This window comes from Aeromicrobium sp. CF3.5 (assembly GCF_051262695.1).
Classification (GTDB): domain Bacteria; phylum Actinomycetota; class Actinomycetes; order Propionibacteriales; family Nocardioidaceae; genus Aeromicrobium.
On record NZ_JBIMEZ010000013.1, the window covers coordinates 1 to 13,000 of the forward strand.

At 69.7% G+C, this 13,000-nt stretch carries 13 protein-coding genes; 9 read left to right on the top strand and 4 right to left on the bottom strand.

Going from position 1 to position 13,000, the window contains the following annotated elements; all coding sequences use genetic code 11:
• The first annotated feature begins 146 nt into the window (after positions 1 to 146).
• Both ACHAA3_RS16090 and ACHAA3_RS16095 read left to right on the top strand, forming a co-directional pair.
• On the top strand, positions 147 to 497 hold the full coding sequence (locus ACHAA3_RS16090; RefSeq protein WP_435710103.1) for a DUF2750 domain-containing protein: 351 nt from the start codon (positions 147 to 149) through the stop codon (positions 495 to 497).
• Positions 498 to 720: 223 nt separating this feature from the next.
• Entirely contained in the window at positions 721 to 1,164 is a 444-nt protein-coding gene (locus ACHAA3_RS16095) for a hypothetical protein (protein WP_435710104.1), read from the top strand.
• Between the two features lie 107 nt (positions 1,165 to 1,271).
• Here ACHAA3_RS16095 and ACHAA3_RS16100 read toward each other — a convergent pair whose 3' ends face one another.
• Positions 1,272 to 1,730, bottom strand: coding sequence for a hypothetical protein (locus ACHAA3_RS16100; RefSeq protein WP_435710105.1), 459 nt, complete (start codon positions 1,728 to 1,730; stop codon positions 1,272 to 1,274).
• Positions 1,731 to 1,885: 155 nt separating this feature from the next.
• On the opposite strand from ACHAA3_RS16100, the gene ACHAA3_RS16105 reads away from it, so the two are divergent.
• Positions 1,886 to 2,326 (top strand): hypothetical protein, encoded by a 441-nt coding sequence (locus tag ACHAA3_RS16105; protein WP_435710106.1) that lies wholly within the window; start codon positions 1,886 to 1,888, stop codon positions 2,324 to 2,326.
• Positions 2,327 to 2,610: 284 nt separating this feature from the next.
• Positions 2,611 to 2,877 (top strand): hypothetical protein, encoded by a 267-nt coding sequence (locus tag ACHAA3_RS16110; protein ID WP_435710107.1) that lies wholly within the window; start codon positions 2,611 to 2,613, stop codon positions 2,875 to 2,877.
• Between the two features lie 18 nt (positions 2,878 to 2,895).
• On the opposite strand, the gene ACHAA3_RS16115 is transcribed toward ACHAA3_RS16110, so the two are convergent.
• Both ACHAA3_RS16115 and serS read right to left on the bottom strand, forming a co-directional pair.
• Entirely contained in the window at positions 2,896 to 3,687 is a 792-nt protein-coding gene (locus ACHAA3_RS16115) for an HAD family hydrolase (protein WP_435710108.1), read from the bottom strand.
• Complete coding sequence (gene serS, locus ACHAA3_RS16120) at positions 3,684 to 4,970, bottom strand: serine--tRNA ligase (RefSeq protein WP_435710109.1); 1,287 nt, start codon at positions 4,968 to 4,970, stop codon at positions 3,684 to 3,686. Before serS ends, ACHAA3_RS16115 begins: the two co-directional genes overlap by 4 nt.
• A gap of 120 nt (positions 4,971 to 5,090) precedes the next feature.
• Between serS and ACHAA3_RS16125 the strand changes: the two genes are divergently transcribed.
• The 5 genes from ACHAA3_RS16125 to ACHAA3_RS16145 all read left to right on the top strand — a co-directional run bounded on the left by ACHAA3_RS16125 (position 5,091) and on the right by ACHAA3_RS16145 (position 11,967).
• Positions 5,091 to 6,713: a diacylglycerol kinase family protein gene (locus ACHAA3_RS16125; protein ID WP_435710110.1), complete on the top strand. Its 1,623-nt coding sequence runs from the start codon at positions 5,091 to 5,093 to the stop codon at positions 6,711 to 6,713.
• 63 nt (positions 6,714 to 6,776) lie between these two features.
• Positions 6,777 to 7,988, top strand: a complete 1,212-nt coding sequence (locus ACHAA3_RS16130; protein WP_435710111.1) for a sensor histidine kinase — start codon at positions 6,777 to 6,779, stop codon at positions 7,986 to 7,988.
• 94 nt (positions 7,989 to 8,082) lie between these two features.
• Positions 8,083 to 8,706 (top strand): response regulator, encoded by a 624-nt coding sequence (locus tag ACHAA3_RS16135; protein WP_435710150.1) that lies wholly within the window; start codon positions 8,083 to 8,085, stop codon positions 8,704 to 8,706.
• Between the two features lie 61 nt (positions 8,707 to 8,767).
• Positions 8,768 to 9,541, top strand: a complete 774-nt coding sequence (locus ACHAA3_RS16140) for an ABC transporter ATP-binding protein (protein WP_435710112.1) — start codon at positions 8,768 to 8,770, stop codon at positions 9,539 to 9,541.
• Positions 9,538 to 11,967, top strand: coding sequence for an ABC transporter permease (locus ACHAA3_RS16145; protein ID WP_435710113.1), 2,430 nt, complete (start codon positions 9,538 to 9,540; stop codon positions 11,965 to 11,967). The genes ACHAA3_RS16140 and ACHAA3_RS16145 overlap by 4 nt, the downstream gene beginning before the upstream one ends.
• 6 nt (positions 11,968 to 11,973) lie before the next feature.
• Here the strand turns inward: ACHAA3_RS16145 and ACHAA3_RS16150 are convergent, their stop codons facing one another.
• Positions 11,974 to 12,987, bottom strand: a complete 1,014-nt coding sequence (locus ACHAA3_RS16150; RefSeq protein ID WP_435710114.1) for an adenosine deaminase — start codon at positions 12,985 to 12,987, stop codon at positions 11,974 to 11,976.
• Positions 12,988 to 13,000: the final 13 nt, after the last annotated feature.

Consider the following 13,000-nt stretch of genomic DNA (forward strand, 5'->3'; position numbering starts at 1 on the left):
TAGAGCGTGATCGGTGGTATCGGTCGCTCGTTCCCACTCATGTCTGAAATGTAGCGGCCATCGGCCGACACGCCAGTTCCGCCAAGCCCCTGAACTCCCAATACATCTGGTGGCAATCTGGTCAGGCTTGCTGAGACGATGCACACGTGTCGATCAGTGCCGCACACGCCAACGCGTTCTATGAGGAAGTGCTTCGGATCGGTGAGGTTTGGGTCATCCGCGATAGCGGCGGCTTCCCAGCGCCGGAAAATGCGGATGGTCAGCGGGCCGTGCCGTTCTGGTCACTTCGGTCGAGAGCCGAGAAGGTGATCAGGGCTGCAGTCGCCTACGTGGACTTCACGCCCGAATCGATCCCACTTGACGTATGGCGAGAGCGGTGGCTGGTGGGACTGGCCAAGGACGGCATCTTCGTAGGACTCAACTGGTCGGGAGAGCGGGCCTCTGGATTCGACCTACCTGCGACCGAGGTCGCCGAGAATCTGTCGGCGCGACTCTGAGCCCGCTAAGCCCGCTTCTGTTTCCCCCCACCGCCTACGCCGCGCGTCTCGCTAGCCGATCCTGGTTCGGGACGACTGGATCTGCTGATGAGCGGATCTGTTGACGCTGGGTGGGATTGCTATTCGGGGGTGATATGGGGCAGCACGCTAGAGACCGCGGAAGCAGTAGGCGGCGAACAGCGGGTGCTCGCTGGGAGTTTCTGGCCGTGCTGGAGGGCCAAAAATGATCGATGATCGCGACGACCAGGTGCCCCTAGAACGTGCTCGGTGGATCGGGCTTCGCAGGACTCCGCTCTACACGTACATGACTTGGGTGTCCGTCGCCGCTCTCGCTTTGGCGGCGGCTTTCTACTTGATCCTCCGTATCTTGCCCGGAGCCGATAAGGGAGGAGGCCAGGTTTTCTTCGACGTTGCGGCGGTCGTTGCGACGTGCGGTTTTCTCGTTGACGTCCTGCTGGCGTGGTTTCTTGCGAGGCGGTGGGGGGTGGCTCAACTGCTGAAGGCACGGACACTCGTGGCCGAAGAGGCTGCCGACCGCAACGATCACCACGCAGTGTTGACGGCCCTAAACCCGGTCCGGCGGTTTTGGGGCACCGAGGAGATATTTTTGACTGCTCGGTCACGCATCGCTTTGAAGATGAGATGGCGTTCGGGAAGCGCGGCCTGATTGGACGATCTCGGTCTTGCGCGCCACTGGGTCTTACCGATCTGAAGGACTTGCCGCCAGCGAAACGGTGACCGCTTGGCGATCGCTGCGCTGCGGGCAAGAGACAGTCACGCCTCGGTGAGCCGACGGCGCAGCCTCTCGGTGAGTTCGACATCGTGGGGCAACCTGCGCAGTTCTTCGGCGTCGACGGCCATTCCCTGCTGTCGAAGACTGCTTGCCAAGGAGGCCCAGTGGTCCGTTTCCATGTCTGCTTGGGAGTGGCGGCCGAAGGGCTCGTCTGGGCCGACCACCATGCGGGCGGTCTCCTCCACCTCCTCGATTAATGTCCGGTGCCAGATATCTGCATGTCCAGATGCGCTCCAGCCTCGGTCGCCGAGAAGCGTCATCAGACGCCCATCGCCGAGGATGACGAGAAGCACTGCGGACAACGACATGGTGCAGGGATCATCAGCGCTGGGTCCGGGACCAAGGGGGGCAAGGCCCGGTTCGTAGCCGTCCTGCGCTGGACCATCGAGCACCGGGGCGTCAACGGCTACGGGTCCGTCATCGATGTCGACGACAGTCACCAGGCGGACCACAGATTCCATGATTCCCATCCTTCCACTGGCCCGGCCCACCATCGGAATGCCGACACGGTGGCAGTTGTGGGTGCCACCGGCCGCCGCCCAGCGATCCCGCAGCGGGACGGGGGCAGTGTCTTGTGCTGTGCGATCCTGTGGTGGTGAATCGGCCGATCTTGGATCACTTTCTACAGCGAGCTGCCGAGGTCGCGGAGGTCGCCGACCTGGTCCAGTCAGGTGACCCGAACGGGCGAAGCATCTTCACTCTTCAACCGCTTCGGGAAGGGGCGGCACCCGTCATCGTGTCGACTTGGAAGGGCTCCGATGCCCAAGAGATCGAGTACGGCGTTCCGTTCTGCGAGGCCGAGTCACTGGACGGTCCGGTTGAGGTGGATCTAGAGATCGTGGACGACTACGTCGACACTGCGATCGATGGACGTCTCTGGGTTGCTTTCGGTCTCGACCGCGGACTCCTGGGCATCATTTCGAGCACCGGTGTCGAGTCGCGTGTGACCACGTACGACGGGCTCAGAAGTTTGATTCCACTGCCAGGGTGGAAGAAGCGCGCAAAGAAGAGGCGATACCTTCCATACCTGTCGTGAGCAGCAGCGACGCGAGGTACTGCAGGTCGCTCAGACTTTGCCGCCGACCACAGCGGGTTGAGGCTTCCGACCAACGGTTCAAGCTCGACGATCGGCCGGTCAAGCCCGTCTGTGTGTCCGAGCCGCCATGTCCCACACGTGGATCGGCTTCTGGGCCACACGTGCCGGCGAGGCAGTCGTGGCACGTACTCGTGGCGCCCTCGCCGACGTGGGAGTCTCGCAGCCACAGTGGTGGGTCCTGCATCAGCTCTCGCTCCATCCCGCAGGGATTGGGGCGCACGGCGATGATCGAGACCATCGGGCCCAACGACACGGTCGAGGCGATCGAGGATGCCCTCTCCTCGGCGTCGGAACGCGCATGGATCACCGACGACGGCGCTCGCGTCCGGTCGACAGAACTCGGCACCGAGCTGTTCCAGCGTGCAGCACAGGTGCAGGAGGCTCTGCAGGTCGAACGCATGCAGGGCATCAGCGACGAGGAGTTCGCCACCACGATCGAGGTGCTGCAGCGCATGATCGCCAACGTGGGTGGCGACGCCTGGCACTGGTGAGTCGGGCCGGCGTGGGCCCTACAGGTAGCGGCGCAGCTCGTCGACGAGGCCGTCGGCGTCGATCGGGCCGGTGACCGCGTCGGCCGCGGCCTTGACCGAGTCGGGTCCCTGGCCCATCGCCACTCCGCGACCGGCCCACCTCAGCATCTCGATGTCGTTGTTGCCGTCACCGACGGCCAGCACATCGGCGGCCTCGAGCCCCAGACGCTGGCAGAGCACGTCGAGACCCGACGCCTTGGACACGCCCTCGGGCGCAAGGTCGAGCCAGGCGGTGTAGCCGACGTAGTAGTTGGTGTCGCCCAGCCCAAGGTCCGCGACGATCTCGTGGAAGTCGTCGGCGTCGTGCTCGGGCGAGCGGATGATCACGCGGGTCACCGGCTCGCCGACCAGCTCGGCGACCGACTGCACGGTCATGGTGCCGTTGATCTCTCCGGAGGGGAACGCCTTGTTGACCCGGTAGCCGACCCCCATCTCCTCGACCGCGACGAGCGCGTCGGGAAGGCGCTCGACGATGCGATGCACGGCCTCGGAGGCGTCGAAGGTCACCTGGTGCACGATCTCCAGTGGTCGGTACGCCATGACGACCGATCCGTTGCTGGCGACCGCGTACCCCTCGAGATCGAGCTTGTCCGCCGCGTTGAGCACGCCGGGCACCGAGCGTCCGGTGGAGATGACGACCTCGATGCCGGCGGCGGCCAGCGCCCGCACCGACTCGCGCACGGGGTCGGTCATGACGTTGTCGTAGTCGACGAGGGTGCCGTCGACGTCGAGGGCGACCAGCCGCGGTCGCCAGTCCGAGGAGGAGGTCATCCGCGCGGCCTCAGAACCTCGCCCAGCATGGGGTGCAGCGCGGCCGGCAACCGGACCGAACCGTCGGCCTGCTGACCGTTCTCGAGGATCGCGATGATGCTGCGGGTCATGGCGCACAGCGTGCCATTGAGCGTGGCGGCCGGCGTGGTGCCCGCCCCGCCATCAGACGCAGCGCCGCGCACGCGGGTGCCCAGCCGGCGAGTCTGGAACTCGGTGGTGTTCGACGCCGACGACACCTCGCGATACTTGCCCTGGCTGGGGATCCACGCCTCGCAGTCGAACTTGCGGATGGCCGACAGGCCGAGGTCGCCGGTGGCGACGTCGATCACGCGGTACGGCAGCTCGAGGGCGTCGAGCCAGGCTCGCTCCCACCCGAGGATGCGCTCGTGCTCGGCGTAGGACTCCTCGAGCGTGGTGTAGACGAACATCTCGACCTTGTCGAACCAGTGCACGCGGAAGATGCCGCGGGTGTCCTTGCCGTACGAACCGGCCTCACGCCGGAAGCACGGGCTGAACGCGGCGTACCGCAGCGGCAGCGAGTCGGCGTCGAGGATCTCCTCGGAGTGGTACGCGGCCATCGGCACCTCGGACGTGCCGACCAGGTAGAGGTCGTCCTTCTCCAGGTAGTAGACGTCCTCGGCACCACCCTGGCCGAGGTAGCCGGTGCCCTCCATCGCGCTGGGCTTGACCAGCGACGGCGGGATCATGGGAGTGAATCCCCACTCGGCGGCCTTGCTCATGGCCAACTGGGTCAGGGCCAGCTCGAGCTGCGCACCCACGCCGGTCAGGAAGTAGAAGCGCGCACCGCTGACCTTGGCGCCGCGCTCGGTGTCGATGGCCCCCAGGATCTCGCCGAGCTCGAGGTGGTCGCGCGGCTCGAAGCCCTCGGCCGTGAAGTCGCGCGGGGTGCCGACGGTGTCGAGCACGACGAAGTCGTCCTCACCACCCTCGGGGGCCTCGGGCGACGCCAGGTTGGGGACCTGCCTGATGAGGTCGTCGAAGGTGGACCCGGCCGCGCCCTGATCGGCCTCGGCCTGCTTGACCTGGGCGCTGAGCTCCTTGGTCTGGGCGAGCAGTGCCTGCTTCTCCTCGCCGGTGGCCTGCGGGATCTGCGCGCCGAGGCGCTTCTGCTCGGCGCGCGCCTTCTCGAAGGTGGCGATCGCGGACCGGCGCTGCTGATCGGCGGCGATCAGGTCGTCGACGATCTCTTCGGGAGCGCCGCGGCGGCGCTGGGCCGCGCGGATCAGGTCAGGGTCTTCGCGCAGGAGCCGGGCATCGATCACGTCAGCCAGACTAACGCCGCATCCCCCACGACCGGCACGCCCTGCCGACCGTCGACTACCCTTGGTCGACCCTGCCTTTGCCCGAACTCGCGGCGGGCCGATCCATCCGGAGGGAGCGCCGTGTCGTTCGACCTGCGCCGAGCGACACCGACGCGTCCGTCGATCCTGCTGTGGGTGCTGGCTACCCTGGCCATCGCATTCGTCGCGCTGGCCGGATTCGCCCAAGCCGAGCTGTGGCCCGTGGGGCCCATCGACGACACCGTGGCCCAACGCGCGTACGACATCAGCGTCGACAACACCGTCCTGTTGTACCTGCTCGACGCCGCCGCACTCATCTTCGGGACGATCGGCACCACGATCGGTCTTGTTGTCCTGTTGGCCTTCGCGCTGTACCAGCGTCAGGGCCGCATCGCGTGGTGGATCGTGGCCAGCGGCGCCTCGGTGCTGATCGGCAACGCCCTGCTGAAGCTGGTCTTCCGCCGCGAGCGCCCTGCCTTCACCGAGCCGCTCAACGAGATCGGCGGCTACGCCTTCCCGAGCGGCCACGCCTCGGGTGCTGCCCTGCTGTTCACCGTCACCATCTTGATCACGATCGTGCTGACCGGCCGAGGCTGGAGGCGCCGCACCCTCATCTCGGTCCTGTCGGTGCTCGGCGTGGCCGTCGCCGCGAGTCGGGTGTTCCTCGGCGTGCACTGGGCCTCCGACGTGCTCGCCGGCCTGATCGTGGGCGTGGGTCTGACGCTCGGACTGTGGGTGCTGATCGTGTCCGACACCGTGCGGTTCCCGCACGAGCTGGCCATGGTCACCGGTACGGGGGGTCGCCGGGCAGCGGTCGTGCTGAACCCGATCAAGGTCGGCGACATCGACGACTTCAAGATCCGTCTCACCGCTGTGGCGGCTGCCGCAGGGTGGAGCGAACCCCTGTGGTTCGAGACCACGATCGAGGATCCCGGCCACGGTCAGGCCGCAGCCGCCCTCCGTTCCGGCGCTGATCTGGTGGTGGCCGCCGGCGGCGACGGGACGGTCCGTGCGGTGTGCGAGGAGGCAGCCCAGACGGGAGTCGCCGTGGGGATCGTGCCGATGGGCACCGGCAACCTGCTGGCTCGCAACCTCGGCATCCCGCTGAACATCCGTGACGCGCTCGAGGTCTTGTTCGAGGGCCAGGACAAGGCCATCGACCTGGGCACCTACCACAGCGACTCGGGCATCGACACGTCCTTCCTGGTCATGGCCGGCCTCGGCATGGATGCAGCGATCATGACCGGCGTCAACGACCAGCTCAAGGAGAAGGTCGGCTGGCTCGCCTACTTCGTCTCCGGCGTCAAGGCGGCGCGATTCCCGGCCGTCAAGGTGCAGATCTCGGTCGACGACGGCGAGTTCCGCAAGTTCCGCGCCCGCACCGTGGTGATCGGCAACGTCGGATTCCTGCAGGGGGGCATTCCCCTGCTGCCCGAGGCGCGCGTCGACGACGGCCAGCTCGATGTCGTGGTGATCGCGCCCAAGCGCTTCATCGGCTGGCTGGCGATCATCGTGCGGGTCGTCGGGCGGCAGAAGCGCACCAACGACAAGCTCGACCGACTCACCGGCACGACCGTCGTGATCAAGGCCGAGAAAGACCTGCCCATGCAGCTCGACGGCGACCCGGTGGGCGAAGGGCGCGAGATCACCGCATCGATCCGTTCCGGCGTCCTGCTGGTGCGTGTTCCGCTGGCCCCGCCCGTCACGGCTCCCACCCGTTGGTGACCTGATCGAGAATCATCCCGTGGTCGGACGCCCGGGCCGGGCCGCAGTCCTAGGCTCGACCGCATGACCACAGAGCTGTCCGGTGGGCAGATGGGTGGGCGGCGAGGCGGACGGCCCTGGCGCCTCGGACCCCGCGCACGGTGGTGGTTCGACGTCGCGGTGGCCACCGCCCTCGTGGCCGGATCGTTGTTGATGATCGCCATCGGGACGGCGGCGTTCGTGCTCAGCGTGGTCCAGACCCTGCCGCTGTACCTGCGGCGCACCCGTCCGACCACGACCTTCGTCCTGGTCGCCTCCGCCAGCGCGATCCAGCCCGTGTTCTGGCCCGAACCTGCCTGGGGCCAGGCCGCGTTCCCGGTCGCGCTGTACTCGGTCGCCCGGTACGGCCGTCCCGTGCAGGGCTGGCTGGCACTCGCCACGGGCGTCGCCGGGGCGGCCACTGCCTCGTTCGTGTGGACACGGACCTTCAACACCAATGTCCCGCCCGAGTTCCAGACCCCCTTGACGTTCGGCTCCTACCTGCCGATGTTCCTCGTCGTCGGGGCCATCGTGGTCGCCGCGTGGGCCCTCGGCACCCAGGGCAGGGTGCGGGCCGCCTACGAGGAGTCCCTCGTGGAGCGAGGGAGGCAGCTGGCAGCCGAGGCCGAACAACGGGCCCTGATGGCGGCATCGGACGAGCGGTCGCGCATCGCCCGCGAGATGCACGACGTGGTGGCCCACGGACTCTCCGTCGTCATCGTGCAGGCCGACGGCGCCCGCTACGCCTCAGAGCGTGACCCCCAGGTGGCCGTGCAGGCCCTGGAGACCGTGGCTGGTGCCGGGCGGGACGCGCTGGCCGAGATGCGCCGGCTGCTCGGTCTCCTGCGCGGGACGTCCGATCCCACGCTCGCGCCCCAGCCCGGCCTCGGCGACCTCGCCGACCTGCTGGTCGCCGAGGTCGCGACGGGGCGCGTCGTCGCCGACCTGCCAGATCCCGTGCCCGAGGTCGCCGGTGGCGTGGGCCTCACCGTCTTCCGCCTGGTGCAGGAGTCCCTGACGAACGTGCGCAAGCACGCCGGGCCGGTCGCCACGGCCACGGTCCGGCTGCTCGCGGACGAGGGGACCGTGCAGGTCGAGGTGGTCGACGACGGCCGCGGCGCGGCCTCCGGTCACGGTGCGGGCCTGGGGCTGCTCGGGATGCGCGAGCGGGTCGAGGTGCACGGCGGCACGCTGATCGTCGGACCCGAGCCGGGCGGAGGCTGGGCCGTGCGTGCGACCATCCCCACACACGGATGACCCCACACACCATGACCCCACCCACCATGACAAGGCGAGGAGTGCAGACGTGAGTGACGGACCGATCCGCGTGCTGCTGGTCGACGACCAGCAGATGGTCCGGGCCGGTTTCCGCATGCTCGTCGAGAGCCAGGACGACCTCACCGTCGTCGGCGAGGCCGGCGACGGACAGGAGGCGCTCGAGCGCCTGACCGAGACGACCGCCGACGTCGTCCTGATGGATGTTCGCATGCCCCGCATGGACGGCGTCGAGGCCACGCGGCGCATCGGCGCCGACGGTCCACGCGTCATCGTGCTCACCACCTTCGACCTCGATGAGTACGCATTCGCCGCCTTGCAGGCAGGCGCGTCGGCGTTCCTGCTCAAGGACGCGGCGCCCGCCGACCTGCTCGGCGCGATCCGCGCGGTGCAGGCGGGCGAGGCCGTGGTGGCGCCGTCGACCACGCGACGCCTGCTCGACCACTTCCTCGCGGCCGACCGCACGCCACCGGCGCGGTCGGCGTCGACGGAGCACCGACTGCGCGACGTCACCGCCAGGGAGCGCGAGGTGCTCGACCAGGTGGCCCGGGGCCTCACCAACACCGAGATCGCCGGTGCCCTGTTCGTGTCGGAGGCGACCGTGAAGACCCACGTCGGACGTCTGCTCGCCAAGACCGGGTCCCGCGACCGCGTACAGCTCGTGCTGCTGGCCCTCGAGGCGGATCATCCCCTGGGATGACACCGAGAACCCGCCCTGGAGCTGACGACCCGGGGTCCCTCGTGTCCCTAGCGTCGAGGGTATGGACGACACCACACAGCGGACCGCCACGACGGCCGCCAGCACACGCGACCTGACCAAGACCTACGGCTCCGGCCCGACTGCGGTCCACGCCCTCGACGGGGTCGACCTCGACCTCGCGCCCGGACGGGTCACCGCCGTGATGGGCCCGTCCGGGTCCGGCAAGTCGACGCTCATGCACTGCCTCGCCGGACTCGACCGACCGACCTCCGGCTCGGTCAGCGTCGCCGGCGTGGACCTGCAGGACCTCGACGACGACCGGCTGACCCGGTTCCGGCGGGACCACCTCGGCTTCGTCTTCCAGGCGTTCAACCTGCTGCCGATGCTGACCGCACGGCAGAACATCATGCTGCCCCTGGAGCTCGCGGGCCGCCGCGCCGACGTGGGAACGCTCCGCCGGTTCGACCAGGTGGTCGAGGTTCTCGGACTCAGCGACCGCCTGAGTCACCGGCCCTCGGAGCTGTCCGGCGGTCAGCAGCAGCGCGTCGCGATCGCGCGGGCCCTCGTGGGCGACGCAGCGATCGTCTTCGCCGACGAGCCGACCGGCAACCTCGACAGCGCGGCCTCGACCGAGGTGCTGTCCTACCTGCGCCAGTCGGTCCGCGAGCTGGGACGCACGGTCGTCCTGGTGACCCACGAGCTCGATGCCGCCGCGTACGCCGACGACGTCGTGGTGCTGGCCGACGGCCGGATCCGCACCTACCTCTCGGCACCGGACCGCGCCGAGCTCGTCGCCGCCCTGCAGGCCGACCCCACCGTGGGGGTGGCCCGATGAGGACCGTGCTGCTCGCGTCGCTGCGCACCCACACTCGCCGCTACGTCGCCGCCGTCGTGGCCGTGACCATCGCCGTCGGCTTCGTCGTGGTGACCAACGCGCTCGCCTCGTCGGCCAAGAACGGCCTGTCCGCCGGGGTGGCCGACGTCTACGCGGGCGCAGACCTCGTGGTCGGCGACGAGTACGGACTGGCGGACGACGACGTGGCGGCCACCCTGGCCGAGGCCGACCGCGCTGGTGACTCGGCCGACGTGGTGGGCAGCGGGTTCATGCCCGTGTCCGCCGACGGCACCTCGCTCGGCGACCAGACGTCCGTCGGCACCGTGGCCGCCGATCCGGCGCTGCAGCGCCTCGACATCACGACGGGGAGCGCGCCCGCGGCCCCCGACGAAGCACTCGTCGACCGGTCGGCTGCGCAGGCCGCAGGCATCGCGGTCGGCGACCGGCTCGTGCTCGGCGGCGGTGCCGAGGCCCGAACGGTGCAGGTCGTCGGGCTCGCGGCCTCCCCGTCGTACCTCGCCGCCGACGTGCACGTGCCGTGGGAGACCTTGTCGCAGCTGCCCGCCTACGCCGATGCGGTCGTGTACCGCGTGGCGGGCGCTGGCGACGTGGCAGCCCGCGCCGAGGTGCTCCGGGGCGAGGTCGCCGCCGAGGTGCGCGACCGCGACTCCTACGTCGACGCCCGCGTCACGACGATCAACCAGGGCGTCGACGTGATCGGAACCATTCTGCTGCTGTTCGCCGCGATCTCCGGCTTCGTGGCCGTGCTCGTCATCGCCAACACGTTCACCATCTTGTTCGCGCAGCGCACCCGCGACTTCGCCCTGCTGCGGTGCGTCGGTGCCACCCGCGGCCAGGTCCTCCGGTCGGTGCGGTACGAGGCGCTCGCGCTGTCCGTGCTCGCCTCGCTCGTGGGCGTCGGGGTCGGGGTGGCCGCAGGTCACGGCGTCGTGGCCCTCGTCCGGCTGTTCGCGGGCGACACGATGGGTGCCGTCGATCTCTCCGCCACCTGGTTGGTGCCGGCGTTCGTCGGCGGGGTCGTCACGACACTCATCGGCGCCTGGTGGCCCACCCGCGCCGTGGTGCGGGTCAGTCCACTCGCCGCCCTGCGCCCGGCCGCCGACACCGGTGTTCGGACCCGGGCCGGTCGGGTGCGCGTCGCGCTGGGCGGCCTCGTCGTGACCCTGGGGATCGTCGGGCTCGCCGTCGCGGTGGCGTCGAGCTCGGTGTCGGCCCTCCTCGCAGGCGGCATGACGTCGTTCGTGGGGGTCCTGCTGCTGGGGCCGATCCTCGTGCCCGCGCTGCTACGCGTGGTGGGCGGACTGCTCGGACGTACCGGCCCGTCGGCACGGATCGCGCTGGCCAACGCCGTGCGCAACCCGCGGCGCAGCGCTGCGACCACGGCGTCACTCCTGGTGGGCGTGACCCTGACGACGGCGGTGCTGACCGGCACGGCCAGCGCCCGGGGCGCGCTCGACGATCAGATGGACGCCGAACACCCCGTCGACGTCGCTCTCACCGGAACCACCACGATCGACGACGACCTGCTCTCCGCGGTTCGGGGGACCTCGGGTGTCGAGGACGCGGTCGCGGTTCCCGGCGTCGTTGCGGAGGCGGAGGGGCTCGGCCAGGTCACGGTGCTCGGCCCCGACTCGTCCGTGCGCGCGATCGGACGCGACACGGAGGGTCTCACCCCGGCCGACGGCGAGGTCCTCGTGCCGTTCGCCCTGGTGCGCAACACCGACCAGGAGCTGCCCGACGAGGTCACGCTGGGCGTCGGCGATCGCACGGTGACGCTGCGCACGACGTTCGTGGCCTCCACGTGGGGTCAGGCCGCGATCATCTCGCCGGCCGCGCTCGCCGAGCTCGGTGGCGCCGGGACGCCGGCGGTCTGGGTGCGGGCCGACGGTGACGCCGACGCCGACGATCTCGGCGGCGAGCTGGGCGCGCTGGCCCGCGGTACCGGGCTGGAGACCACCAATGCGCTGCAGGACCGCGCCTACGTCGACCTGCAGCTGGACGTGCTGGTGGGGGCGGTGCTGGGTCTGCTCGGCGTCGGTGTGGCGATCGCGCTCGTCGGGATCGCGAACACGGTCGGCCTGTCGGTGCTCGAGCGAGGGCGCGAGCACGCCCTGCTCCGGGCACTGGGTCTGACGCGGCGACAGCTGCGCCGCGTGCTCGCCGCAGAGGGGCTACTGCTTGCCGTCGTCGCCGCGCTGCTCGGCACCGCGCTCGGCGTCATCTATGGCTGGCTGGGGGTCAGGACCCTGGTCGCTCCGACGGTGCCCGCTGTCTCGACGATCGTGCCCTGGGGGCAGCTGGTCGCTGTCGTCGCAGCCGCCGCAGCCGCTGGCCTCGCGGCCTGCGTGCTGCCCGCCCGTCGCGCCTCGCGCGTGACGCCGGCCGAGGGACTCACCCTCGACTGACAGACCTCAGCCGGCGTGGGCGTCGATCTCGGCCAGCAGCGTCGCCGCGACGTCCGCCGGAGCAAAGCTCTGGCGGACCGCGGCGCGGGCGAGATCGGCGACCCCCGCCGCGTCGAGGCCCAGCAGGTCGGCCGCGACCTGGTACTCGGTGTTCAGCGTCGTGCCGAACATCGGCGGGTCGTCAGAGCTGATGGAGACCGGGACGCCGGCGGCGACCAGCTGCGCCAGCGGGTGCGCCTCGATGGACGCCACCGAGCGGGTGCGGACGTTCGACGTCGGACACACCTCGAGGGGGATCGCCTCGTCGGCCAGACGTTGCAGCAGGTCGGGATCCTGGACCGCGGTGATGCCGTGTCCGATGCGTTCGGCGCCCAGCTGGTCGAGAGCGTCGCGGATGGTCTCGGGGCCGGTGGACTCGCCGGCGTGCGGCAGGCTGTGCAGGCCCAGCGCGCGGGCCGCGTCGAAATGAGGCTTGAACTGCGGACGCGGCACCCCGACCTCGGGGCCGCCGAGCCCGAAGCCGATCAGGGCATCGGGCTGGAGTCGGGTGACCACGTCGAGCGTGGCGTCGGCGGCCGGGACGCCCGACTCACCGGGGATGTCGAAGATCCAGCGCATGGTCAGACCGAAGTCGGCCTCGGCGCGGTGGCGGGCATCCTCGATCGCCTCGACGTAGGCCTCAGCGCTGATGCCGACCGCCATCGACGTGTACGGCGTGCAGGTCAGCTCGACGTACCGCACGTTCTGCGCCGCGAGATCGCGAGCGACATCGTGGGTCAGTGTCCAGAGGTCCTCGGGGGTGCGCAGCAGGTCGACCGTCGCGAGGTAGACCTCGATGAAGTGCCCGAAGTCGGTGAACGTGTAGAAGTCGGCCAGCGCGGCCGGGTCCGTCGGGACGTCGGTGCTGCCGGCGTGGCGTTCGGCGAGCGTCGCCACGGTGTCCATCGACGCCGACCCCACGTGGTGCACGTGCAGCTCGGCCTTGGGCAGTGCGGCGATGAAGTCAGTCAGATCGGTCACGGATCGACGGTAC

What these genes read in the sequence shown, in the direction of transcription:
- ACHAA3_RS16140 (WP_435710112.1), top strand. Translation starts at nt 8,768, where the DNA reads ATGGACGACACCACACAGCGGACCGCCACGACGGCCGCCAGCACACGC.
- ACHAA3_RS16095 (WP_435710104.1), top strand. Translation starts at nt 721, where the DNA reads ATGATCGATGATCGCGACGACCAGGTGCCCCTAGAACGTGCTCGGTGG.
- ACHAA3_RS16110 (WP_435710107.1), top strand. Translation starts at nt 2,611, where the DNA reads ATGATCGAGACCATCGGGCCCAACGACACGGTCGAGGCGATCGAGGAT.
- ACHAA3_RS16130 (WP_435710111.1), top strand. Translation starts at nt 6,777, where the DNA reads ATGACCACAGAGCTGTCCGGTGGGCAGATGGGTGGGCGGCGAGGCGGA.
- ACHAA3_RS16115 (WP_435710108.1), bottom strand. Translation starts at nt 3,687, where the DNA reads ATGACCTCCTCCTCGGACTGGCGACCGCGGCTGGTCGCCCTCGACGTC.
- ACHAA3_RS16135 (WP_435710150.1), top strand. Translation starts at nt 8,083, where the DNA reads ATGGTCCGGGCCGGTTTCCGCATGCTCGTCGAGAGCCAGGACGACCTC.
- ACHAA3_RS16145 (WP_435710113.1), top strand. Translation starts at nt 9,538, where the DNA reads ATGAGGACCGTGCTGCTCGCGTCGCTGCGCACCCACACTCGCCGCTAC.